This window comes from Neobacillus terrae (genome assembly GCF_011393025.1).
In the GTDB taxonomy this organism is placed as follows: domain Bacteria; phylum Bacillota; class Bacilli; order Bacillales; family Cytobacillaceae; genus Neobacillus_A; species Neobacillus_A terrae.
In genome coordinates this window covers 54,015-76,798 of sequence record NZ_JAAOEO010000019.1, presented here as the reverse complement: position 1 = coordinate 76,798, position 22,784 = coordinate 54,015, and the positions used below count along the sequence as shown (strand labels likewise).

29 protein-coding genes, 1 tRNA gene and 1 pseudogene are annotated in these 22,784 nt (G+C 37.0%); 11 read left to right on the top strand and 20 right to left on the bottom strand.

Going from position 1 to position 22,784, the window contains the following annotated elements; all coding sequences use genetic code 11:
- Positions 1 to 9: 9 nt before the first annotated feature.
- Positions 10 to 495: a chemotaxis protein CheW gene (locus G8761_RS20790; RefSeq protein ID WP_166029886.1), complete on the bottom strand. Its 486-nt coding sequence runs from the start codon at positions 493 to 495 to the stop codon at positions 10 to 12.
- A gap of 84 nt (positions 496 to 579) precedes the next feature.
- Positions 580 to 1,299 carry an EAL domain-containing protein gene (locus G8761_RS20785; RefSeq protein WP_166029885.1) on the bottom strand — a complete coding sequence of 240 codons (720 nt, stop codon included), beginning with the start codon at positions 1,297 to 1,299 and terminating at the stop codon, positions 580 to 582.
- 434 nt (positions 1,300 to 1,733) lie between these two features.
- Between G8761_RS20785 and G8761_RS20780 the strand changes: the two genes are divergently transcribed.
- Positions 1,734 to 3,095: a helix-turn-helix domain-containing protein gene (locus tag G8761_RS20780; protein ID WP_166029884.1), complete on the top strand. Its 1,362-nt coding sequence runs from the start codon at positions 1,734 to 1,736 to the stop codon at positions 3,093 to 3,095.
- A 384-nt stretch (positions 3,096 to 3,479) separates the two neighbouring features.
- Here G8761_RS20780 and G8761_RS20775 read toward each other — a convergent pair whose 3' ends face one another.
- Together G8761_RS20775 and G8761_RS20770 are read right to left on the bottom strand one after the other, a co-directional pair.
- Positions 3,480 to 4,154, bottom strand: coding sequence for a CPBP family intramembrane glutamic endopeptidase (locus G8761_RS20775; RefSeq protein ID WP_166029883.1), 675 nt, complete (start codon positions 4,152 to 4,154; stop codon positions 3,480 to 3,482).
- Between the two features lie 150 nt (positions 4,155 to 4,304).
- Positions 4,305 to 4,658 (bottom strand): annotated as a pseudogene (locus G8761_RS20770) (AraC family transcriptional regulator); the annotation flags it as partial.
- Between G8761_RS20770 and G8761_RS20765 the strand changes: the two are divergent.
- Positions 4,649 to 5,041 carry a tyrosine-type recombinase/integrase gene (locus G8761_RS20765; RefSeq protein ID WP_166029899.1) on the top strand — a complete coding sequence of 131 codons (393 nt, stop codon included), beginning with the start codon at positions 4,649 to 4,651 and terminating at the stop codon, positions 5,039 to 5,041. The pseudogene G8761_RS20770 and the gene G8761_RS20765 overlap by 10 nt on opposite strands.
- A gap of 14 nt (positions 5,042 to 5,055) precedes the next feature.
- Entirely contained in the window at positions 5,056 to 5,586 is a 531-nt protein-coding gene (locus G8761_RS20760; protein ID WP_166029882.1) for a site-specific integrase, read from the top strand.
- A gap of 96 nt (positions 5,587 to 5,682) precedes the next feature.
- On the opposite strand, the gene G8761_RS20755 is transcribed toward G8761_RS20760, so the two are convergent.
- Positions 5,683 to 5,754: transfer RNA gene (locus G8761_RS20755), tRNA-Val, on the bottom strand.
- 185 nt (positions 5,755 to 5,939) lie between these two features.
- On the opposite strand from G8761_RS20755, the gene G8761_RS20750 reads away from it, so the two are divergent.
- Positions 5,940 to 6,152 (top strand): WYL domain-containing protein, encoded by a 213-nt coding sequence (locus G8761_RS20750; protein WP_166029881.1) that lies wholly within the window; start codon positions 5,940 to 5,942, stop codon positions 6,150 to 6,152.
- A gap of 3 nt (positions 6,153 to 6,155) precedes the next feature.
- Here the strand turns inward: G8761_RS20750 and G8761_RS20745 are convergent, their stop codons facing one another.
- Positions 6,156 to 6,626 carry a DinB family protein gene (locus G8761_RS20745; protein ID WP_166029880.1) on the bottom strand — a complete coding sequence of 157 codons (471 nt, stop codon included), beginning with the start codon at positions 6,624 to 6,626 and terminating at the stop codon, positions 6,156 to 6,158.
- Between the two features lie 156 nt (positions 6,627 to 6,782).
- On the opposite strand from G8761_RS20745, the gene G8761_RS20740 reads away from it, so the two are divergent.
- From G8761_RS20740 to G8761_RS20730, 3 genes are all read left to right on the top strand, one after another.
- Complete coding sequence (locus G8761_RS20740; protein WP_166029879.1) at positions 6,783 to 7,505, top strand: alpha/beta hydrolase; 723 nt, start codon at positions 6,783 to 6,785, stop codon at positions 7,503 to 7,505.
- A gap of 153 nt (positions 7,506 to 7,658) precedes the next feature.
- Positions 7,659 to 8,177: a YjcG family protein gene (locus tag G8761_RS20735; protein ID WP_166029878.1), complete on the top strand. Its 519-nt coding sequence runs from the start codon at positions 7,659 to 7,661 to the stop codon at positions 8,175 to 8,177.
- A 6-nt stretch (positions 8,178 to 8,183) separates the two neighbouring features.
- Complete coding sequence (locus tag G8761_RS20730) at positions 8,184 to 8,606, top strand: GNAT family N-acetyltransferase (RefSeq protein WP_166029877.1); 423 nt, start codon at positions 8,184 to 8,186, stop codon at positions 8,604 to 8,606.
- A 73-nt stretch (positions 8,607 to 8,679) separates the two neighbouring features.
- Here the strand turns inward: G8761_RS20730 and G8761_RS20725 are convergent, their stop codons facing one another.
- Positions 8,680 to 8,949, bottom strand: a complete 270-nt coding sequence (locus G8761_RS20725; protein WP_166029876.1) for a hypothetical protein — start codon at positions 8,947 to 8,949, stop codon at positions 8,680 to 8,682.
- Positions 8,950 to 9,108: 159 nt separating this feature from the next.
- Here G8761_RS20725 and G8761_RS20720 point away from each other — a divergent pair, with 159 nt between their 5' ends.
- Positions 9,109 to 11,451, top strand: a complete 2,343-nt coding sequence (locus G8761_RS20720; RefSeq protein ID WP_166029875.1) for a UvrD-helicase domain-containing protein — start codon at positions 9,109 to 9,111, stop codon at positions 11,449 to 11,451.
- Between the two features lie 16 nt (positions 11,452 to 11,467).
- On the opposite strand, the gene spoVIF is transcribed toward G8761_RS20720, so the two are convergent.
- The 8 genes from spoVIF to G8761_RS20685 form a co-directional block, all read right to left on the bottom strand.
- Positions 11,468 to 11,722, bottom strand: coding sequence for a sporulation-specific transcription regulator SpoVIF (spoVIF, locus tag G8761_RS20715; RefSeq protein ID WP_166029874.1), 255 nt, complete (start codon positions 11,720 to 11,722; stop codon positions 11,468 to 11,470).
- A 119-nt stretch (positions 11,723 to 11,841) separates the two neighbouring features.
- Positions 11,842 to 11,967 carry a YjcZ family sporulation protein gene (locus tag G8761_RS20710; RefSeq protein ID WP_081680076.1) on the bottom strand — a complete coding sequence of 42 codons (126 nt, stop codon included), beginning with the start codon at positions 11,965 to 11,967 and terminating at the stop codon, positions 11,842 to 11,844.
- A 126-nt stretch (positions 11,968 to 12,093) separates the two neighbouring features.
- Positions 12,094 to 12,450, bottom strand: a complete 357-nt coding sequence (gene spoVAE / locus G8761_RS20705) for a stage V sporulation protein AE (RefSeq protein WP_166029873.1) — start codon at positions 12,448 to 12,450, stop codon at positions 12,094 to 12,096.
- Positions 12,451 to 12,454: 4 nt separating this feature from the next.
- Positions 12,455 to 13,480, bottom strand: coding sequence for a stage V sporulation protein AD (gene spoVAD / locus G8761_RS20700; RefSeq protein ID WP_166029872.1), 1,026 nt, complete (start codon positions 13,478 to 13,480; stop codon positions 12,455 to 12,457).
- On the bottom strand, positions 13,481 to 13,957 hold the full coding sequence (gene spoVAC / locus G8761_RS20695) for a stage V sporulation protein AC (RefSeq protein WP_166029871.1): 477 nt from the start codon (positions 13,955 to 13,957) through the stop codon (positions 13,481 to 13,483).
- A gap of 12 nt (positions 13,958 to 13,969) precedes the next feature.
- The gene (locus G8761_RS20690) at positions 13,970 to 14,449 is read right to left on the bottom strand and encodes a YhcN/YlaJ family sporulation lipoprotein (protein WP_166029870.1); all 480 of its coding nucleotides are present in this window, start codon (positions 14,447 to 14,449) and stop codon (positions 13,970 to 13,972) included.
- A gap of 159 nt (positions 14,450 to 14,608) precedes the next feature.
- Positions 14,609 to 14,740 carry a hypothetical protein gene (locus G8761_RS27710; RefSeq protein ID WP_275940728.1) on the bottom strand — a complete coding sequence of 44 codons (132 nt, stop codon included), beginning with the start codon at positions 14,738 to 14,740 and terminating at the stop codon, positions 14,609 to 14,611.
- A gap of 25 nt (positions 14,741 to 14,765) precedes the next feature.
- Entirely contained in the window at positions 14,766 to 15,110 is a 345-nt protein-coding gene (locus G8761_RS20685) for a DUF1360 domain-containing protein (protein ID WP_166029869.1), read from the bottom strand.
- Positions 15,111 to 15,340: 230 nt separating this feature from the next.
- On the opposite strand from G8761_RS20685, the gene G8761_RS20680 reads away from it, so the two are divergent.
- Positions 15,341 to 15,844, top strand: coding sequence for a CotY/CotZ family spore coat protein (locus tag G8761_RS20680; protein WP_166029868.1), 504 nt, complete (start codon positions 15,341 to 15,343; stop codon positions 15,842 to 15,844).
- 585 nt (positions 15,845 to 16,429) lie between these two features.
- On the opposite strand, the gene G8761_RS20675 is transcribed toward G8761_RS20680, so the two are convergent.
- Both G8761_RS20675 and G8761_RS20670 read right to left on the bottom strand, forming a co-directional pair.
- Positions 16,430 to 17,035: a CotO family spore coat protein gene (locus G8761_RS20675; protein WP_166029867.1), complete on the bottom strand. Its 606-nt coding sequence runs from the start codon at positions 17,033 to 17,035 to the stop codon at positions 16,430 to 16,432.
- 170 nt (positions 17,036 to 17,205) lie between these two features.
- Complete coding sequence (locus G8761_RS20670) at positions 17,206 to 17,382, bottom strand: hypothetical protein (protein ID WP_166029866.1); 177 nt, start codon at positions 17,380 to 17,382, stop codon at positions 17,206 to 17,208.
- On the opposite strand from G8761_RS20670, the gene G8761_RS28280 reads away from it, so the two are divergent.
- Entirely contained in the window at positions 17,356 to 17,562 is a 207-nt protein-coding gene (locus tag G8761_RS28280) for an alpha-helical endospore appendage domain-containing protein (protein ID WP_476638936.1), read from the top strand. The genes G8761_RS20670 and G8761_RS28280 overlap by 27 nt on opposite strands.
- Before the next feature lie 685 nt (positions 17,563 to 18,247).
- Here the strand turns inward: G8761_RS28280 and fabI are convergent.
- Both fabI and G8761_RS20660 read right to left on the bottom strand, forming a co-directional pair.
- The gene (gene fabI / locus G8761_RS20665; RefSeq protein WP_166029865.1) at positions 18,248 to 19,018 is read right to left on the bottom strand and encodes an enoyl-ACP reductase FabI; all 771 of its coding nucleotides are present in this window, start codon (positions 19,016 to 19,018) and stop codon (positions 18,248 to 18,250) included.
- Between the two features lie 94 nt (positions 19,019 to 19,112).
- On the bottom strand, positions 19,113 to 20,969 hold the full coding sequence (locus G8761_RS20660) for a monovalent cation:proton antiporter family protein (protein ID WP_166029864.1): 1,857 nt from the start codon (positions 20,967 to 20,969) through the stop codon (positions 19,113 to 19,115).
- A gap of 141 nt (positions 20,970 to 21,110) precedes the next feature.
- Between G8761_RS20660 and prpE the strand changes: the two genes are divergently transcribed.
- Positions 21,111 to 21,857: a bis(5'-nucleosyl)-tetraphosphatase PrpE gene (gene prpE, locus G8761_RS20655; RefSeq protein ID WP_166029898.1), complete on the top strand. Its 747-nt coding sequence runs from the start codon at positions 21,111 to 21,113 to the stop codon at positions 21,855 to 21,857.
- A 21-nt stretch (positions 21,858 to 21,878) separates the two neighbouring features.
- Here prpE and G8761_RS20650 read toward each other — a convergent pair whose 3' ends face one another.
- Complete coding sequence (locus tag G8761_RS20650; protein ID WP_166029863.1) at positions 21,879 to 22,778, bottom strand: RluA family pseudouridine synthase; 900 nt, start codon at positions 22,776 to 22,778, stop codon at positions 21,879 to 21,881.
- Positions 22,779 to 22,784 lie beyond the last annotated feature (6 nt).

Sequence of the window (22,784 nt, the reverse complement as noted above, 5' to 3'; positions counted from 1 at the left end):
GTATTAAGGTTATATATTATTCAAATTCTCTTCGGTTTCATAATGATTATTTATGTATTCTCCCCGGATATAATCCAAATTCTTAAGATTGGAAATTATTTCTTCAATATTTAATATTGTTATCATACGTTCTCCTTCCAGGGCGATCCCCTCAAAAAATGGACTATCATTCAACATTTTAACAGGGTTTATTGAGTCACTATCAATGCTAATTATTTCATTTGTGTCCTCTACCATTAATGCAATTGTTAATCCATTAACATCTAATAAAATATATCGAGTAACTGCATCAGCAGGTATCCTATAGTTATAAAACACATGATAACTATCTATTACAGGTACTACTTTGCCTCTAATGTTTACAATACCCACCATATATTCAGGGGTTTTAGGTAGATTGATTACATCACTTTTCTTTTCAATTGATACTATTTTTTTAATGTCAATTCCATAAAAAGTTTTACGAGCTTCAAATAAAACAAAAGTCCTTTTCATGATTGCTTTCTCCCAATATTGCTGTTTTTGTAACCTCATAATTTTACTCTTAGCTAAGATATTCATAAGAAACTTACGCATTCACTATAACCTTTGAGGCTTCGAAATATAGTATCCTTGTACAGCTAATATACCTAAGTTACACGCAGTGACATAATCCTCTTTTTTTTCAATGCCTTCAAGCACCACAACCGAATGGTTATCTGTAATAGCCAGAAAAGATTCAATGTCTGTTTGTTTCTCTAGCGACTTTGCTAGATTTTCTGAACAAGTTCGATCTAACTTCGCAAAGTGAGGTTTAATCTGAATGATTTTCTCAAAAGCATTTGAGGTGAAAGATAAATCATCTAGAGCAATCAATAACTTCATGCTCTTTAAAAAAAGTAAACCGTTAATAAAATTTTCTTCATTCCATAGTTTCGATTCTATTGGGTCCTCATTAATTTCGAATATCACTCTGCCTTTTATGATAGGATATTCGTTAACTAAACCCTCGATAAATTCAGTAAATTTAGGATGAATAATAGTCGAAGGGAATATGTTAACAAAAAGGAAAAAGTTATCCCAATACGAATCAGGATATTTCTTAATAGATTTCGAAATGGAAGCAGTATCAAAATCATATAAAACCCCTTTTTCTCTCCCCTGTTTAAAAATAAGGACTGGATTAATCCTCGGTTCAGTACGTAATAATGCCTCATAAGCAAAGACTTTTTTGGATTTAGTATTCCATAAAGGTTGATACTCATGGAAAAATGATTGTTCTCTTACCAGAATAGAAAAATTTTGTGCATCATTGCTCATTAATTCTTACTCCTCATTTATTTGTTCTAACAAACAATTACACTCCAACATAAGCACTAATTAACCTTACCGTTTCAAATTATTTCAAAATAAAAAAACACTTCTTTTCGAGAATTTACATTCAAGAAAAAGGAAGTGTTTTAGCTTTTTGACAGGTTCGCTACCAAAAATCCTAATATCCCTTGCAAAACGAATTGGGTAATGTTAATAAGCAACAGGTTCGCTGTTCTCCATCACACATATACCAGATCTAGTACTTTTGAACCAACATTACCAAAGTATAACAGGATTACATAAAATTTCAATGCTTTTTTTGAAAAAATTCTAAAAAAAATTTATTTCTATACATTAAAATTATTATTCCATAGATTATTATAGTAAAATGTAACTATTTAAAATGATCTATCTTACTATAAAGACTCATAGGAGAATATATGAAAACCCAAATACCTAGACATAATAATATTGGAGATAAATTACGAGCAAAAAGAAAAGAAAACGGAATGACATTAGAAGAACTGGCTAAAGGAATTTGTTCTGTAGGAAAGATAAGTAATATAGAAAATGGACATATATCAGTATCTGTGGAAGACCTTACGAAATTTAGCAGGAAACTTAACACACCTCTGAGTTTTTTTTCCGATCCTAACATCGATGTCAAAATAAGAGAGCTTGACTATCAAAAACAAAAAATAAATGATTTAATCGGTTTGCAACATTGGGAAGGAGTAAAAAGCGAACTTTTTACTTTTAAAGAAAATATAGTTACATACCAAATACCAAGCAGAAAAATTGATTTCAATTTTCTTGCTGGGATCTATTATTTGAATACACAACAATCAGAGTCTGCCATAGAGTTTTTAACAAACGTGATCGAATCCAAAGACTCAAGTAATTACAGCTTACTAATGAAACTAAAAGCATACAGCGCCATTGCTAGTATTTTGTTTTCCCAAAAAAAAGTTTCTCAAAGTGTCATTCTTTTGGAAAAAGCTTTGGAACTTTCTAAAGAAAATCCAACTATTACAAAGGAAGAGAGAGACAATATATATTTTAACCTCTCGATACTTCATGTCTATATGGGGGCCTATTATAAAGCCTTAAAATGCATTAATAATGTTAAGCACCATTTGATTAGCCCTCTTGAAACGGAATATATCAAGATCCTTATAAGATTTTTAGAAAACACAGCAATAAGTGATATTAGAGAAGATTTACTCTCGCTGAGAGAAAAATTACAACAAAATAAGGATAAAGATGGAATACTTCGGGGATGGGCTTTAACCATTTACACTCTTCTCACTTCATATCCTACTTCTGATTTAACGATTAAATTAAGAGAAGAATTTTGGTCTGATACTGAATTGATTTGTCAAATGGATAAGTACAAAGAAACTGGTCTATCGTTAATGCAATTGGGTATATATGTTTTATTAAAAAAAGATGTAGATATGTCATTCATACATGAATTAATTAATAGGACTAAACCTTTACTGCAGCACATACAAACCAAATTGATTATTGCCAGAAATTATTATTTAGAAGGTAAATTCCTAAAAAAATATACAAAAGATAGTGATAGTGCTTTACTTTTATTTCAAAATGCACTAAATGTTTTAGAAAGTAACTATGATGGTCTGATAAAAGCTGATATTCTTTATGAAATCAGCAAAATTAAATCTTTAAAAAACGAAGCAGTGATTGCTTTAGAACTATATCATAGTCATTTAGAAAGCCAATTTTTGTATACTCATTTCCACGAGTTAACTCTGCCCCCTTTTAAATATAATTTTTAGCTATGTAAAGTATAATGCAATGTTCAAGAAGTAAGTTATTTAAGACAAAAGCTTCAAAGTTGATTCAATTCTCCTTTTGATTATACTCAAATATACAGGGGAGTTAATTGTATCCTATACAAGGAAATCCGTAAGAGAATAAGAAAAAAGACAGCAAGTGTTCATTGTTTTTGATTATAATTGAAGAAATCTTGGGACCTCTCCCAAGGTTTTTTTATAAAATGTTGTATTAAAAACCTTAATTATGAAATTCATATAAAAAAAGAACCATTGTTGTATTCACTTCATGTGGAGTTCTTTTTGTAACATCTTATTCGACAAAAGCCCCCGTTTGTTTAAGTACATTTCTTCACAATCTTGCAAATAATAATGTAGTGATAGCATTCATAAAACGCTAATAAAAAAGTCGTAGAATGAATGTAGTATAACCACGGACCATAGTGAGCTTGTTTTTTTGTAAATATAACCAAAGATTAAGCCAAGGAGAAAAATAAAAACGTGAGACGCAAAATGAAAAAATGTTCCGTTATGGATCCAAATCGGATAGTGTATAAACAAGAATAATAAAGCCGTAATAACATTTGCTTTCCAAAAAGAAATTCTTTTATTTATCTCTTTTAGGATAAGTCCTCTAAACACTATCTCTTCGGTAATCCCGACCACAAGGAACCCATCAATATAACTGTCCAACGGCAATAAGAAATGAAATACTCCTTGTTTATCAAGATAAACTGCAATGGCAAAACACAATAAACCATAGCATAAAGAAAGAATAATACCCCAAAACAACCCTTTTTTAACATTGATGTTCATATTAAAGTAGTACATTGGGTTGGTATTTAGATAATACTTTACATAAAGCCAAGCTGGAACTATCCAAACCAAAACTTTAGCTGATGCATTAAATAAAGCATAGGTTGTTTCACTAAATAAATGAAAATAATTAATTACCCATAATTCTTTCAAAGCCCATACAAAGTAAAAGACAAGTAGATAGAAGATAAGTGTTTTTACACCACAAATTTTTGCTTTAGCTTCGAAATTTAAATTTAATTGCATTTCCCCCTCCAAATTTGTTCAGGCTTTACTTTTATTCAATATTCTATTCTATCAATCCTGGTTATTTCCTTCTTGAACTACCCTGCCCCTTAGCTTAATAAGAAAAAAGATGCTGCCGCAGCAACACCTTTACTTAACATAAGCACCCGTTCAAAATATTCTTTTTTTAACTGGTACAAATAAATGAACCTTAGATTTCCCTTCTGAGTCTTCATCGGGGTTATTCATACTAAATTCAAGGTTATGTCTATCGTAATCAGGTTCATAGTCACTATTTGGCAACCATTGTTCGTACATATATTTATATCCAATATTCAACATACCAGGAGTACCATAATATTGATACAAGGCGTACTGCCCACCTTCTAACTTTCTAAATTGTATATTATTATGTATTTCTTTATCAAAACCATCAGGTATAGTAATACAGGCATCGTGACGACAATTATGACTTTCTACTAAATCTGGATTATCTAAAGAAATTCCTATGAAAGATTGTTGAGGTTAGAGAATGGTTTTATAAACATTACCAGAAAAGACTTAAGGAAACTACAAAGAGTAGTAGAGAGTACATGATGAAAAAACATTTATTAGATAATAACTTTTCTCAAAAGCCGCTTTCCTTAATAACTGTCCAAGACATTGATTTATTTTATAATTTGAAACTTGATGAAAACTGCAGTACCAACTATATTCGAAAGATGCATCAAATGCTCTATCAAGCATTTAGCCAAGCTGTAAAATGGAAAAAAATCGAGCATAATCCTGTTTCAGAGTCAGACCCTCCCAAGGTAATTAAAGAGGAAATGAATATTTGGTCCATTAATGAAATTCATACCTTTTTAAATAGCTGTAAGAATGAGAGAAGTTATATTACCTTTTTTTAGCAATTTATACAGGTATGAGGAAAGGAGAATTACTAGCCCTAAAATGGAATGATATTGATTTCACAAAAAAAGTTGTTTATGTAAAGAGAACTGTATCTCACATTCCGAGTATGGGGTATGTTACTACTACCCCAAAAACTAAAAACTCGGTAAGACAGATACCAATATCTGATGAAGTAATTAGAGAGCTTTTATTACATAAATCCAACCAAAATAAAGATAAAACAAAACTTAATGATGCTTATCAGGATCAAGACTTAGTCATTTCAACAGAATTGGGAAAAGTTCAAGACCCACGAAATCTTTTAAGGACAATGAAAAGACTAATTTCTATATCAGGAGTGACATCGATACGATTTCATGATATCAGGCACACACATGCCTCCATTTTGATTTCAAGTGGCATAGATGTTGTAAAAATCTCTGCACGATTAGGACATGCAAATCCTAAGATTACATTAGAGATTTACGCTCATCTGTTACCAAACATTCAAAACGATGTTGCTGATATATTTCAGGAAACATTAAATAAACATCAATGTTAGCAAAATGTTAGCAACAGATTTCCTTGTTAGGATTCAGGAAAACCAAAAGAGCCAGAAAACCATTGTTATTTCAAGGTTTTCTGGCTCTTTATCTTATGATCTGAGAGGGATTCGAACCCCCGACCCCTTCCCTGTCAAGGAAGTATTCTCCCGCTGAACTATCAGATCGCTTATTTAGTACATTAATAATTATATTTGAATTGGTTAGAAAGTCAATAGCTTATTACCTTTCTTTTCTCAGTGTCTATTATTTAGATTTCTTAAGAACGTTTTTCCTAACCTAAAATAAATTTCAATTTATTTGAATAAAGAACGTTTGTTCGTATATAATAGTAACAAAGGAGTGATAAATCATGAATGGATTACTTTTACGTTCTCTTGAGGAAAAACTGCCGCTTGAGGTTATTTATCTTTCTGAAAAGCAGCAGATTTCCCAGAGAAAAATGATTATAAAGGAAATAAACAATAATACAGTAAGAGCTTATTGTCTTTTGCGCCACCAGGTCAGGACCTTCCGCATGGAGAACATTTTATCCGTTATGCCTGAAAAACGCTTGCTTCATTAAAAGCTACTGAATATTCGATAGCAGCTTTCTTTTCATTGCGATTAAAGTACCTGTATGCATACCTTCGTGATAAAGTGTTCTGGCAATGACATCTCCTATTGTAGTGATACCATGCTCGGATGGAGAAAGTAGTTTTTCTTCGAAGCGGTTTTCAAAGGTGTTTATCAATAACGATGGCTGCTCCTCCATGAGTTGTTTAATCGTTTCCATTGAAGGTATTGAATCAAGGTCCTTCCAATCCTTTGGGGAAGTTCCGTATCCAAAGAAGGCTGAAAACTCATTTAATGGCATTTCATCATTGATTTTATGGTAGAACCATAAATACTGGTCAAGCAAGATATGGCCTGCGTTCCATCTGACTGAATTATTAAATCCTTCTGGAACAACATCCGTTAATTCCTCTGGAATGGAATTTAGTATCTCCATAGTAATACCTCTAACATCCTTTAAAAGCTGCCATGCTGATTGAATCATAATACTTCTATCTCCCTTTACTAAAGTGTTCTGCTACACTTATTCTTTATATCTCTTGAAAAACCCTTCCCCTCTTCAAAAGCTTTTCTGTTCTAATTATGATAAACTTCAAATATATAAATAAAATGCTTCACTGCAGAAACGGGGGAGTTTTGAATGGAGTTTCCAAGAGGAACCATTAATGAGATTACCATTGATAGTAAAGCCCTGGGAGAGAAAATGGATGTCCTGGTATACCTGCCGGCCAACTTTTCTCCGCTGTATAAGTATTCCCTTCTTATTGCTCAGGATGGACGTGATTATTTTCAGCTTGGCCGAATAGGAAGGTTAGCTGACGAACTCCTGTATGAACGTGATATTGAAAATATCATTATTGCCGGAATCCCTTATAAAAATGTTAAGGATCGGCGTAGGAAGTATCACCCGGACGGGGATCAGCAGGATTCTTATACTCGATTTTTATCACACGAGCTCGTCCCATTATTAGACAGTGAATTTCCTACCTATCATATGGGGTCCACAAGGGCTCTTATTGGCGATTCTTTGGCAGCCACTGTCTCTCTCATTACTGCACTTCAGTATCCGCATACATTTGGTAAAGTACTGCTCCAATCTCCGTATGTTGATGAAAAGGTTCTAAATGGAGTAACAGCCTTTAGTGAACCGCAGTTTCTTGATATTTACCATGTTATAGGGACTAAGGAAACAGAAGTTAAAACTACATCCGGAGAAATCAGTGATTTCCTGACGCCAAATCGACAGCTGTCAGACCTTTTAAAAAGCCGTTCTTTTCCTTATTTTTATGAAGAATTTGAAGGGGATCATACGTGGAAGCATTGGCAGCCTGACTTAAAGCGTGCTTTGAAGAAAATGTTTTGACCACATGCTCATAACCATATGGGCAAATAAATTAATATTTTTCAGAAATTTGTTATAATAGTATGAAAGCCTTTTCCAAAGAAGCCGCTTTTTTCTTCTAAAATTATTTAATCTATAATAAAAGAAGTAATTCCCACTAATGGAGGTAAATGTATGAAGTATGGTGTTGTAATTTTCCCATCAAAATCGCTACAGGATAAAGCTAATTCCTACCGAAAAAGATATGATTCACATTATGCCTTAATTCCTCCTCACTTGACCTTAAAAAGTTCATTTGATGCAACTGATACAGAAGCACGGGAATTGGCTGGCAAACTGCAGACTATTTCAGAAAAACATAATCCTTTTACATTAAAAACAATAAAAATCAGTTCTTTTTATCCAGCAAATAAAGTTATTTACCTTAAGATAGAGCCAACATCTTTCCTTGAGAAACTTCACCAGGAGATTAACGGAGAATTAAAAGTTAGGGACTCAAATGATTATGCATTTGTACCGCATATTACAATCGGACAGGACCTTTCCGATGACGAACATTCCGATGTTTACGGTTCATTGCGTATGATAGATATGGAGCACGAAGAAACAGTTGATCGTTTCCACCTGCTTTATCAGCTAGAAAACGGTCAATGGACTGTATATGAAACATTCCGTTTGGGAAAGGAAGTATAACATTCAATGAACGTGAAAATCGCAGTAAACCGGATGGAACTGGAGGACGCATTTTCAATCCGGAAAACAGTTTTTATAGAAGAACAGAATGTACCTGCTGAAGAAGAAATTGATCAATATGAAAATGACTGCACTCACTTTGTTCTGTATAGGGACGGTTTCCCTGCGGGAGCCGGCAGATTCCGTGTTGTAGATGGTTACGGGAAGGTAGAGCGTATCTGCGTTCTAAAAGAGCAAAGACAAACCGGTGCAGGCCAAGCAGTTATGAATGCAATAGAGGCATATGCACAGGAAAACGGAATCAAGAAACTGAAGCTCAATGCTCAAACTCATGCGATCCCTTTTTACAGCAAACTTGGATATGAAACGGTATCTGAGGAGTTTATGGATGCTGGGATCCCTCATAAAACCATGATTAAGCAATTATGATTTCAAGAGTATATAAAAAAGCTCTTTTCCTGTCTTACCTGGAAAAGAGCTTTTATTTATTAGGTTAAATTAGTTAAACTGATTCATTAAACAATCGGCCGCGGCCAGTCATTTCTCCGTATATTTTTTGGACGCGTTCTTGCTTAACAGCTTTCTTTGAAGGTTTTTCCGGCATTATAAAAAACGGGGCTTGAGCTACTTCAGTATGCGCAAGGGCCGCCCTCTTCTCTGCTGGTGCTATGCGTGCAACCGGAAGTATTTTATAAGGATCGTAGGAGACACCTATTTCTCTATTTTGATATTGTGCATATTCATATTGATTAATAGGAGCAATATATCCCATTTTCCGCACCCCAGTTCTTTTTTTTATATAGTTCGTAAGTTTCTCACTGTTTATGTACCCAACTTGATATGGAAATAAACCTAAAGATGCTTTCAGGCTGCCAGGAATTTTGTTAAGATAGACTTTGTGTGATTTTGTATTTTAAATGAGGGAAACAGTATGAAAACCGCTTTATATAACGGCAGGCTAATTAATTTAGATCTGCTTGATCGTTCTCAATTCCAAAAAATATATCTGGCAGGAAAAAATGGAGACCTTCAATGTCCCGTATGTCATGAAAATATGACACTCTATCTGGGAATTGAAAAACTCCCCTGCTTTTTTCATATGATTTCAAAAGATAAAATATGCCAAGAGCCTGTAAAAGCTGCAGCGCCACCACAAGCATCTAGGGAAGTCTCTTCTGAACATAATGGCTTTATGCTGCCGCGTTCCAGATCCATAACGGAAGAAAAACCAATGTCCCCTTCCCTTTTTCAGCCTGCGAAGCATATTTCTCTTGGCCTCACTCTTCCGGAAAAAAATCTTAATAGCACCCTGGATTCAGTACCAATATATTTGGAGCAGCTCAAAGAAACAGGAGTAAATCTGGACAGCAGCCAGGCGTCTGCGGTTATGGACACAAATGGCCCGCTGCTCGTATTGGCTGGGGCGGGGAGCGGGAAAACAAGGGTGCTAACTGCAAGGACTGCCTACATGCTTGAAGTTTTGAAAATTGATCCTGGCTCGATGATCCTTGTTACCTTCACAACAAAGGCAGCTGCCGAAATGAAAAACCGACTGCTAACCTATCCTGGTTTGGACAGCAGGAAAGTGAATCGCCTGGTTTCCGGTACCTTTCATAGTATTTTTTATCGTATCCTTATGTTTCATGAGCCTAACCAATGGGCTTCAAACAAATTATTAAAAAGAGAATGGGAAAAAGAAAAAATTATTAAAGAGGCTGGAAAGGCGCTCGATCTGTCCGACAAGGATTTTGCCTTTGACCTTGTCCTTCAGCAAATTGGATTCTGGAAAAACTCCATGAAGTTCCCTGCTGATGTTACCCCTACTACTGAATGGGAAGAAAAAGCTGTCTTCCTTTATGAAAAGTATGAAGACTATAAAAGGCGTGAAGGATTATTTGATTTCGATGATATGCTTCTGGGATGTTATCAGCTTTTTAAAAATTATCCACAGATTTTGGACAATTATCAAAGTAGATTCCAATATTTTTTAATTGATGAATTCCAGGATATCAACAAGGTTCAGTATGAATTAATTAAACTTTTATCAGGCAAAAACAAAAATGTGTGTGCCGTTGGAGATGATGATCAAAGTATCTACTCCTTCCGGGGCAGCGATCCCTCCTACCTTTTGGAGTTTGAAAAAGACTTTCCGGGGGCCAGAGTAGCCATTCTCGATCAAAATTATCGCTCCTCCAATGAAATCGTCTCGGCTGCAAACCATATTATTACGGCAAATAAATTGCGCCGTGCGAAAAAAATGAAACCACAATTTGAATCAGGTCACCAGCCCGTCCTTTTCTTTCCTTATGATGAAGAGGAAGAGGCGACCATGATTGTAACAGATATTCAGGAGAGAATAGCGGCAGGTGCCAATCCCAGTGACTTTGCGATTCTCTTCCGCACTCATTCTAGTGCAAGAGCCGTATTTGAAAGACTGGCCAGCTCTTCTCTTCCTTTTAAGCTTGATCAGGATTCTGAATCCTTTTATGAAAGACGTATTGTAAAAAGTGTTCTGGCGTTTCTTAGATTAAGCTTAAATGAAGATGATCAGACGGCCCTTCCATATGTTATAGCACCGTTATTTCTAAAGCAAAATGCTCTTAGTGACCTAAAGGCTTCAAGTATCCTTCAAGATTGCAGCTTTCTGGAAGCTCTACTTCACCTGAAAACAGGACATGCCTTTCAGGAAAGAAAGTTAAAGAAAACGGTTAGTATTATTCGTACTCTTAAGCATAAAAAGCCTCTTGAAGCAATCGAGGCAATCGACAAAGAGATAGGTTTCCAGGATTACTTAAAAAAACGAGGAAACGAAGGCAATATGTTTGATAAGGGTTCTGACGATGTAAAAGACTTAAAGGTTGCTGCGAGAAATTTTGATTCCATTCAGGAATTGCTTGAGCATACGGAGCATATGTCGGCCATGAATAAAGAAATAAAAAAATTAGCCAAGCATTTTGATCAGGCAATTTCCTTAAGCACTATCCACCGCTCCAAGGGCCTTGAATATAACACGGTTTATGTTTTAGGGGCTGTTGATGGGAGCCTACCTCATGATTATGCATTAGAAAGCTACCGCAATGGAGACAACAAGCCTTTTGAGGAAGAGCGAAGACTTCTCTATGTGGCGGTAACTAGGGCAAAAGAAAAATTGTTTATTTCCGTTCCTGAGAATAGAAGAGGAAAGAAAGCAAACCGCTCCCGCTTTTTGCAGCCTATTTTAAAAGTGCAGTCGAGAAAAGGGAATGTGAATATTAAAGTGAAAGGGGACCAATAATCTGGGTCCCCTTCTGTTATTTCTTATTAAGCATTTGTGAGATTGTATTGAAATCAAGCTTCTTACCATCGTTTACGATGGACTGAACAATTTTATCTTCCATTTCCTTTGCAACAGGTCTGTTTGCAATTTGAGAAACCCTGCGGATTACATTCCTTACCGTTTTTTCATCCTTAAAATTCGCGTTCTGCAATGAGTTAGCCAGCTCAAAGATATCCTTCATATTGACGCCGGTTTTCTTTTCAATATTTTTAAAAAATCCATTATCCATTTAATGATCACGCTCCTTCATAAACTACTTTATTGTATGAAGGAACGAAAAAAGTGTGATAAGAAAAGGGCTGTACCATGTGTACAGCCCTTCTTTTGGCAAACTGCCGCTATTAAGGATTAATAGAAGCTAGCGCCAACAATGATCAAAAGGATGAATAATACGACGATTAGAACAAAAGTGGAACCATATCCTCCACCGTATCCATAGCCGCCGTATCCGTAGCCACCACAGCCCCAGAACATATGCAGTCACCTCACTTTGGTTTCTCCTTACCAACATATGAGGAAGTACATATATGTGTATAGGCAAGCTACCTAGGTTTGTTTTAGTTAACAGCCCAATTACTAAACTCTTTTGCTTTTAGGCTTTTATCCTTTTGGTTTAAAAATTAATGCTCCTATAAATCCAAAAACGATGGCAGCAGAAATACCTGAGCTTGTTACCTCAAACATCCCTGTCAGCACCCCTACTATACCATGCCGCTGTGCTTCCTGCAGTGCTCCATGCACCAGGGAGTTTCCGAAGCTTGTAATGGGGATAGTTGCTCCTGCACCTGCAAAGTCCACCAATGGTTCATATAGGCCCAGTCCATCCAACACCGCCCCCACTACTACCAATAAGCTAAGTGTATGCCCAGGTGTTAATTTTCCAATATCCATTAGCAGCTGGCCGATCACACAGATTAATCCGCCAATTACAAATGCCCAAAAAAACATAGCCAGCATAACTTCACCCCTTTTCTCCCTGCATTTCAATGGATACAGCATGAGCAATACACGGTATGCTTTCCTTTTGCTGAAAGGTCAGCGGTGAAAGCAATGCACCAGTGGCAACAACTAAAATTCTTTTAAATTCACCATTCCTCATCCGATTTAAGAGATGGCCGTAAAGAACGGTTGCAGAGCATCCTGCACCGCTTCCCCCTGCCTGGACGGGCTGGTCCTCTTTATAAAGAAGTAATCCGCAATCCTGAAACTTTTCTCTATCAATTTGGAGGCCGCTTTTTGTTAAAACTTCATAGGTGGCTTCCTGGCCAATTTTCCCTAAATCCCCTGTAACAATCAAATCATAATAGTTTGGCTCAATTTGCATGTCCCGGAAGTGGGCCTGAATGGTATCAGCTGCAGCGGGTGCCATAGCCCCGCCCATATTAAACGGATCCGTTAATCCCATATCAACCACTTTCCCAATTGTGGCGGAAGTGGTAACCGGATTTTTGAACGTCCCATCATTCTTAGTAATGAGTGCAGCCCCTGCTCCTGTAACTGTCCACTGAGCGGTTGGAGGCTTTTGACCTCCATACTCAGTTGGATATCTAAATTGCTTTTCAACAGCAGAGTTATGGCTTCCAGCTCCAGTTAGTATATAATCTGCTCCAGCATTATCTATAATGAAGGAAGACAGCGCAAGCCCCTCCATGGAAGTAGAGCAAGCACCAAACAGACCAAAATAGGGAATTTGCATTGTCCTTGCTGCCATACTGGATGGCGTAATCTGATTAATTAAATCCCCTGCCAAAAGGAATTGCACTTTCTCTTTTTGTAAGCCCCCTTTTTCAAGAGCTTTTTCCAGAGCCTCCTCCATTAAAACCCGATGAGCTTTTTCATATGAATCTTGTCCCATCCACAAATCCTCATGTAAAACATCAAAATCATTAGCCAAACGGCTATTTGCTTCGAAGGGTCCACCGGATACCCCCGTTGAAGCTATTACGGGACGGTTTTGAAAAACCCAGGTTTGATGCCCCTTTAACAATTACAAAACCCCCCACATCACCAATAATGTTTTAATAAGCGCAACTACAAATGCAGAAAAGACACCAAATAAGATAACTGAACCGGCAAGCTTAAACATATTGCCGCCAACACCTAAAACAAAACCCTCTGTCCGATGCTCAATAGCCGCGGAAATAATAGCATTACCGAATCCTGTTACAGGGACTGCGCTTCCTGCACCCGCGAATTGTGCAATATGGTCATATACGCCAAAACCGGTTAAGAGCATTGAAAAGAAAACCATTGTTGCTACTGTAGGGTTTCCCGATGTCTGCTCGGTAAAATTGAAATAGTAAATATAAAAATAGCTGACTGCCTGGCCAATCAGGCAAATAAGCCCGCCTACCAAAAATGCTTTTATACAGTTTTTTAATACAGGTCTCTTTAATTCATGCTTCTTTTGCAGCTGCTGGTATTTCTGCTGTTCAGGTGTTACTTTATTTTGCTTGTTTCCCATACTTTTTCCCCCTTAGGTCATTTCCATCTGCAGCTTAATAATTTTTTGCAATTCCTTTTCGGCTTTATCTTTAGGAAGGCCTTTTTTATGGATCCGCTCTTTTAGCCTGACCGCCTCAAGAAATATTTTATAATCGCTTGAAACAGTGAAGTTTTCTTTCGGATACTTTTTCTCAAGTCTTTTATTGAGTTTTTTTTCTATTGTTTTCATCCGAAACCTTTGCATATGCTTTACCTTATAAGCAATAAGAGTATCTTTTTTTCCTTCAATGACCGCAACATCGTATATCTCAGGCATTGAGCTAACATCTTTCTTTATCGTTTCTGCGTTATCTTTCCCTTTTGCTGCGATATTTAGGGGTTTCGGATTTGTTGCATTCAGAAGAGCATTATTGCTCCCATTCCCGTTGTCCGCTCCACAGCCTGCCAGGAAAAAAACCATAAACACTGTAGTGCTGATTTGCCAATAAAGTTTTTTCAAATTTTTCACCATCCTTGACCCTCTTATGTACAACTTAAAATAAACCCATGCAATCGACTGAAGGTTTGTACTTTTATAATTCAACAATTACAACCGTTATATGTATTTCTTTTAGTATTTTTATCTTAAAAAGGAAAACACCCATCTTAATGGATGAGTGTTCTATATTATCTATTTAGTTTTTTTTCCGCAGCCACAGCCACCAGCTTTTCTACGCCTCTTCATATATTGCGGTCGAACTTTTTTATTTTCGTTCACCTGATTTTGTGATTCTTTTGCTTTTTCCTTTTCGAATCCTTCCATTTTTAAATTATCCTTTCTATATAGATTATTCTTTGGTTAAAAAATACTGAAAAAAAGATGCACATCCAGCAATGGCAAAAACGGTAATAACGGGTAATGAAATAGTTGGAATTAATTTATACGCAAGATAAAGTGTTAATGTGGACCAAAATCCAGTACACCAATGGCAGCTTAAAAGTTCCCCGATCCAATACCTGAGTCCACTGCCCTTAATTTCAATGTATGTTTCCACTCTTCCGTCCGGAGCCATTTCCTCGACCTCGGAGTGAAAGAGGCGGCGAATGAAGTCAGTTATTTTATCATAAACAATTAGGCGGGTTAAACGTAAGCTAGCAAAAACTAACAGTATAAAATCCAGCCAGCTGTCCATGTCTTTCCTCCTTTAATAAGCAACCTGGCTCATTGCATATATGCTTCATCGCACCATTATATGCTGGTAAAAACAGTGTGAATAGGCTTCGCTCATATGTATAAACAAACTTTTATTACCTTTTCCTAAACGCCTTTTGAGCAAAATAGACTAATACCCACACCAAAAAAAAGCGCCCTCATATTCTATTAAGGACAATAAGTCTAAAATAAATATAAGGAGTGGAAAATATGGTTTGTGGAAGTCACGGATCACATAGTGGTGACAATTGTGTATGCACAGTACTTCGAAGGATTGCTGATGTTCAGGATGAAGTATCTCCTACAGTTTCTGGTTGTAATACGAGCTGTGAGAAATCCATTGATGAATTATTAAATGGCATTTCACCAGTATCATCAAATTTAGATACAATACCACTTATTCTGTATTGTGGTGGATGTGAACCTTTCAAGGCAACAGGTGTCAAACTTAAATCCCGGGGAAATGGAGGAAAAGTCAAGCTTAAATGCTTCCAGACTTTCTTCTTCAGGGTCACCTCAGTAGATGATGATTGCTGTGCCACATTGGAGTTATTAACTACTAATCAAGACCCTGGGGAGGACTTTGATGATCCTTGTGATCAAATCAAATGTCTACCAGATGAAACAATCTTTAAACGTACAGGTGTCTGTATAACCTTGGATCTGCATTGCCTCTGTGGTGTAACTTGCTTAGACGCTGTAATGACATCATGATGAAGTAATTAGCAAAATGAGGTTTACAAATGTAAACCTCAAGGCTGTTGAAAATCAACAGCCTTTTTTGCGTTTATATCCCTAAAGATGAATAAAAGTGTTGGAAAGGACACGATTAGAATGAAGGGAATTAACAGGAATAATCGCGCAAAACAAGTGGCTGCTTCTATTGATCACCTGATACCAGAGAATTTTATAAAAAAGGAAAGTTGAAGGTACATTGGTTTTACCCTATTTTTTCATTACCAGCTTAGAACATAAGATGGAACAAGAGGTTCAGATGAACAATGCTTATCATTGGTTTCTTGGATACTCCATTGAAGATCCAGTCAAGGATTAAATATAACCTCAGAATACGGTTTCAACATAGAATCATTTTTTTGGACGTTTTAATGAGGTTGTCCGCCAGGTACCACAATATGGCTAGTTTAGGGAACACGCTTATATGACCGCAAATTGCCAAAACAGCAAAAATAGCCCTTCATCCCGCCAATAATGGTGGAATAAAGGACTATTTTATAAAGGTGAATAGTATTTTTCAATCAACTCGTTTTCTTGACAATTGAATAGGTTTACCCAAAAGAATTAAAGACCATTTAATGTTATATCAATCAGAGAGTCATACGAAATTCGCAAATATTCCTTTGTCTCAATGCTATAGATAAGCAAGTCTCCTTCAATCTTAGAAATAAAGTAACCTAGGTACTGTTTATCATTTGCAATAAAAATATAACGAATTTTAGCAACTGGATATGGAATGATCTTCATATATTCGCATTTTCCCTTTAAGTCTAAATTACGAAAGTTAGTTTTATTCATAGAAGTTGTTTTATTATTTTCTTGTTTCCCGTCTTTTTCTCTTGTTATAAATTCCTCTTTTATATTTCCCTCTATTTTTTCACCTTGTACTTCGGCGTAATCTAAAACAGCTTCATAGCTGGGCTCCTTACTTTCCGCATTCGAATTGAACACCAGCTCATCTAAATTATTTTCTTTAACATCATTATCTTTTTTCTCAATTTTGTTTTCGATTTCAATTTCTTGTTTTTTTCCAGGCGGCTTCTTCGGTACATCATCTCCATTTGCTAAGGTTTTATAGCTGTTCTGCATTTGTGCTTTAGGCGGTTTCATAAATGGCTGATAAACATATAGCATTGGAATTACGGCTTTTATTTTTTTACTTTCCTTCATGTGGCTACCCTCCCTCAAAATCATAAATATAATATGAGAAGAAGTACGATTGGGTTCTTTAATTAACTCAATGTTTCCTTAAGCCGGCATGCTCCCTAAGTTTTTTGTATAGATAAAAATAAATCTATACTCCCTGCAAAACTGGTCATATAATGTTAGAAACATTAACGTTAAGGGGTAATGAGATGTGTTGATTCCGGATATTTTATAAGCAAAAATTCTCCCACTGAAGCAATAATGGCCAAACTCTTGGAATCAATCGCAGCAGAGGAAACAGCTCTCGCCCACCTAATTTCTTCTGAAGCTGAAAAAATTAATGCATTGTCGGAAAAAATGTAGATTTCCAAACAGCACCTTCAAACCAGGATATCCTCGCTTTTAATTACTCTGTAAATAGGATAATTGATTCTGTAATAATGAAAGAGTGGCTTTTACTAAGAAAACTTGAAACGCTTTTCTCTCTGAAAGATAAAATAGCTAATGAAAAGCATTTTGATAATGTTGAGGAATTTAATGACGAAGAGTAAAAAGGTGAAATAAGTGGATTCTAAATTGCATTTAAAGTACACGGAATTATTTAATGATACGCAAGTAGCCCTCAGTCACTATCAGGATTCCTTATATAGAATGAAAGAAGCAGTGGAAACAAAGAAGTAGACCTGCTAGAGATCTCATAAATAATACAAGAGATTCCAAAATAAATTACTAGGATCATTTTTGTTTTGTTATTTGGCTCTTTTCTAAAAGTTCGCTGCAAATTTAAGAAACTGTGAGTAAAAAATAGGCGAGACTCCGCGAAAATACATTCGCATTTTCTCCGCGCCTGCCGATTCACCGAAGCATAAAAACAAAGTTTACGAAAAGAGCCTATTATTTAGACCTTTTCTATATTTTTGAATTTGTTAAGTCATCTGCAGTTTAAGTCCAACGGCAATTTTTTTACAGGCAATAACAATTTTTTCAATTCTTTTTGCTAGAAAAATTATTGGCCTTAGCAAGCTTTATCCCCCAATCAAAAACGATTTAGAAAGGATATATAATAATATGGTTATCCTGATTCTAAAATCACACAAACCCGCCTCTTAATAGAAGCGGGTTTGTAATGTGGCTATAACAGCTATGTTGAAGGGAATCATAGGTACGAGACTCCAGTAGTAAAAGCGGGTCCTAGGAGACCCTTCAAGTGCACGCACCGAGAGGCTTCCGTTATTATTAAAGTATATGGTAACCGGAATCTACGTGTATGTTTTCCCCAGTAATGCCACGGGATAGGTCACTGAATAAAAATACTGCTGTATCGCCAACTTCTTCTGGAGTTGTTGCCCTTCTTAAAGGCGCTTTTTCTTCAATTTCCTTCAGGATGGAATTAAAGTCGCTTATTCCTTTAGCTGATAGTGTGCGAATTGGGCCTGCAGAGATGGAGTTAACGCGGATTCCTTGTTTACCAAGGTCAGACGCAAGGTACCGGACACTTGCATCTAATGAAGCTTTAGCAACACCCATTACATTATAATTCTGAATAGCCCGTTCTCCGCCAAGGTATGTTAAAGTAACGATGCTTCCGCCTTCTGTCATTAAATCCTTTGCTTCTTTTGCAACAGCAGTTAAGGAATAAGAGCTGATATTGTGAGCTAACAAGAAGCCATCACGAGTTGTATTCATGTAGTCTCCGCTAAGCTCTTCTTTATTAGCAAAAGCGATGCAGTGAGCGAGGCCATGAATCGTTCCAACTTGTTCTTTAATATCAGAAAAGCATTTGGCAATGGCTTCGTCGCTTGTAACGTCACAAGGCAAAACAATAGTACCTTCAGCTTCCAGTGAGCCAGCAAGGTCGCGTACGCTGCTCTCAAGTCTTTCACCAGCGTATGTAAATATAAGCCTTGCTCCAGCATTATGAAGGGATCTTGCAATACCCCATGCAATGCTTCGTTTATTTGCTACTCCCATGACTAAGTATGTTTTTCCAGCTAAAGAAAGAGTCATTATTAAATCCCCCTATTATTACATGTTATTAGTAGTTGGTACTAATTCTACACTAACACGGCAAAAATGAAAAGCCTCACACGTGTTTTTAATGCTAGCAAGTTTCGCAAAACTCAAGTTCCCTTTTCAAATCAGTCACATACTCTTTCGAACCGCTCACGATTAAATGGTCATCCAACTGCAGTTCAGTATCGCCATGGGGAATAATTGAGTCCTTTCCTCTAAAAATGCGTACAAAGATAATATCTCCTGTAAAAGGAAATTTCCGTATTGTCATACCATCAAAACGTTTATTTTGCATGGAAATTTCATGAAGAGCTGTCTCCTGATTGGTTAAAATATTCATAATGCTGGGAGACTCAATTAGTGCCCGCAGCAGAACTTTGGTAGACATATAAAGTGAATAGGTTTCCACTCCCCTAGCCCGGAGGCCTTCCTCAAGAGATGGAGTTTCAATTCGGGTAATCACTCTTTCTACTCCCAGTTCCTTGAGTTTAAAGGCTAATCTAGCATTTACTTCCTCATCCTTTGTAGAGACAACAACAATATCAGTCTCAGATACATTCTGTTTCTCAAGCGTCTCTATAGAATAATCCTCTATTTCTCTAATTTCAAACAAGGAATTAGAAATCTGCTCTTCTGATTTATCCAATTTGGTATGAAAAAGAACAGGGTCATATATAGAGGATTTGAGCTCGAGTGAAACCGGAAGGGTAACCTGGTTTGCCCCAATAAAGGCCACCTTGATTTTTCTGCCGGCAGCAGCTTCCTTTGGAAACAGCTTTTTAAAAACAATTGGAGTGATTATTGACGTAATGATTGCAACTAGAATAAGCGTGCCGCTCATTTGCTGAGTAATAATCTTCATCCTTTCCCCAATTGTTGCCGCAGCAATTACAAGCGATAAGGTACTTGTCAGCAAAAAGCCTGAAGAAATCACTGTCTTGGTGTCATACCATTTTTTTAGCAAAAAGACGGGCAAAAGCTTAGATAACAGCAGCCCCCCTAATAAAAGCGGAATCAGCATAAGTAATCTTTTATCACTGAAAAGTGACCAAACGTCCAGTTTAACCCCTACCATAACAAAGAAAATCGGTATTAAGAATCCATAACCAAACGAGTCAAGCTTATGGACCAAATCCTGATTAGGAGACAAAAGTGACACCAGTACACCAGCAAGGAAGGCTCCTAATATATTTTCTGCCCCAACGGTTTCAGATAACCCTACCAAAACGATAATTAGTGTAAAAACTGCCCTTGTACCAATCTGAACTGTTCCTTTAGACAAAGCATCAAGAAAGGCTCTGTTTTTAAAGCCGCGGCCTATAAAATAAAGGCCAATCCCAGCTGCAAATAAAACAAGAAGCAGCCATGTATTTCCATGGCTTTTTTCATTTAGTGAGACAAAAACAGCGAGCAGTATCATTGTGACAAGATCTGCAATAACTGCCACAAGCAGAATAATTTGGCCAATTCCTGTTTTCATCAGATGCGCTTCCTTTAGGGTAGGCACTACAACTCCAAGAGAAATCGTTGAAATGATAAGAGTCATAAGGAATGCATTATGAATAAAACCTGCAGCCACAAATAAATAGGACAGTCCCAGTGAAACGGCAAATATTCCTGCGAAAATAAGCCCGGCTACAGCAAATGTATTCGGCTCCCGTTTCCCAGAGGGCAGCATCCCTCTCTTCTTATTTCCGGTAAAAGCAGTAAAATCAATTTCCAGGCCGCTCAAAAACATCAGAAAAATAAACCCTAGTGTGGAAAGTGTTGCAATCCAGGGATCCTTACCAATAAGATCAAAACCGCTTTTTCCAATAATCAGACCCATGATAATTTCTGCAACTACAACCGGGATAAAGCCTAATTTCAATTTATGAAGTATGATTGGAGTAACAAATGCCGCAACAATCACAATGACCAGCGATGTAACTGATGAATGTTCCATAAAAACTCCTCCTTTTCCCCCATCAAATAAGATTATTCAGCAAAACATCCTATATAAATCTTTTAAATAGTTTTCATCTATTATAAATGAAGGGTAAAGTGAAAAACTAATCATAAGGATGCATAAAAGGGAGGGATTCAACTGAAAATCGATATTATTGGTGATATACATGGATGCTATAAGGAATTTGATACCCTTACACAGGAGCTGGGCTATAAATGGGATAATGGAATTCCTCTTCACCCTGATGGCAGGATACTGGGTTTTGTAGGTGATCTCACTGACCGGGGGCCAGAGTCACTAAAGGTAGTTGAACTTGTATGGAGATTGGTTGTTAAGGAGAAAACTGCTCACTATGTTCCCGGAAACCATTGTAATAAGTTATACCGCTTTTTCATTGGGAACAAGGTTCAGATAACACACGGTCTGGAAACTACAGTAGAGGAATTCCAATCGCTTGAAAAGAAGGTCCAGCGTGAAATAAGAAACAAATTCGTAGCTCTTTATGAATCTGCCCCGCTCCATTTGATACTAGATGATAAAAAGCTGGTCATCGCCCATGCCGGTATTCGTGAGGATTATATAGGTAAAAATAATTCCCGAGTTAAAACCTTTGTTTTATATGGAGATATTACTGGTGAAAAGCATCCGGACGGTTCACCGGTCAGAAGGGATTGGGCAAGGAATTACCAGGGTAAAGCCGTCATAGTATACGGACATACGCCAGTTGAGGAGCCAAGGATTGTGAACAATACCTACAATATTGATACTGGCTGTGTATTTGGAGGAAAACTGACAGCCTTAAGATATCCTGAAATGGAACTTGTATCTGTCCCCTCCTCTATGCCTTTTACAGAAGAAAAGTTCAGAAAGATTGACGAAGAATAAAATATAAGGCTGCCTGTTTATTTAGGGCAGCCTTTTTAAAATCGAGATCATATCATCGGGCATCGGGGCCTCTAATGACATTTCAAATTTAGTAAATGGATGGATAAAAGTTAGTTTTTTGCAGTGAAGGGCCTGTCTCTGAATAATACTTCTTTCTCCCCCATATAAATCATCACCTAGTAGGGGATGTCCTAAATAGGCCATATGAACGCGAATTTGATGCGTACGGCCTGTTTCCAGACGAAGTACAATATGGGTGCAGCCTTTGAAACGCTGAATAACTCTGTAATGGGTGCAGGCATACTGGCCGTCTTCCCGGACCTCTCTTTCGATAATACTGTCCGATCTTCTGCCAATTGGCTGATTAACGGTGCCCCGATCTTCAGGAAATCCCCCGCTAGCTAAGGCTTCATACATTCGCTTCACTTGCCCTGCTTTCTGCTGCTTACTCATTAAATGATGAACATGGCGGTGCTTCGCAATAAGGACAATACCTGATGTGTCACGGTCAAGGCGGGTAACAATATGGGCAGTAGCTGGAATTCCTCTTATCTGATAGTATCCTACCAGGGCGTTTGCCAGGCTCCCTGTGGGATGTTCCCTTGAAGGTATCGTATTCATATTTGCAGGCTTGTTAACGACAAGCAAATACTCATCTTCATATAGGATATCGAGGGGTATTTTTTCCCCCTTCAGCCCATCTGAAGTTTCCTCAGGAGGAAAGATAACCGTTAAAAGATCATTCGCCTTAAGAATGTACCGAACATTTTCTTCCTGTGCATTCACGAGGATTTTTCCACCCTTAAATTTAATATCCGTAAGGGCGGTTTTAGAAATCTCATGTTCCTTTAAAAAGTGCCGGATGAGTTTACCCTCACTGCTGCTATTAATTTCCCAGTCCAAGCTAAATTGCGATGACATGTCTTA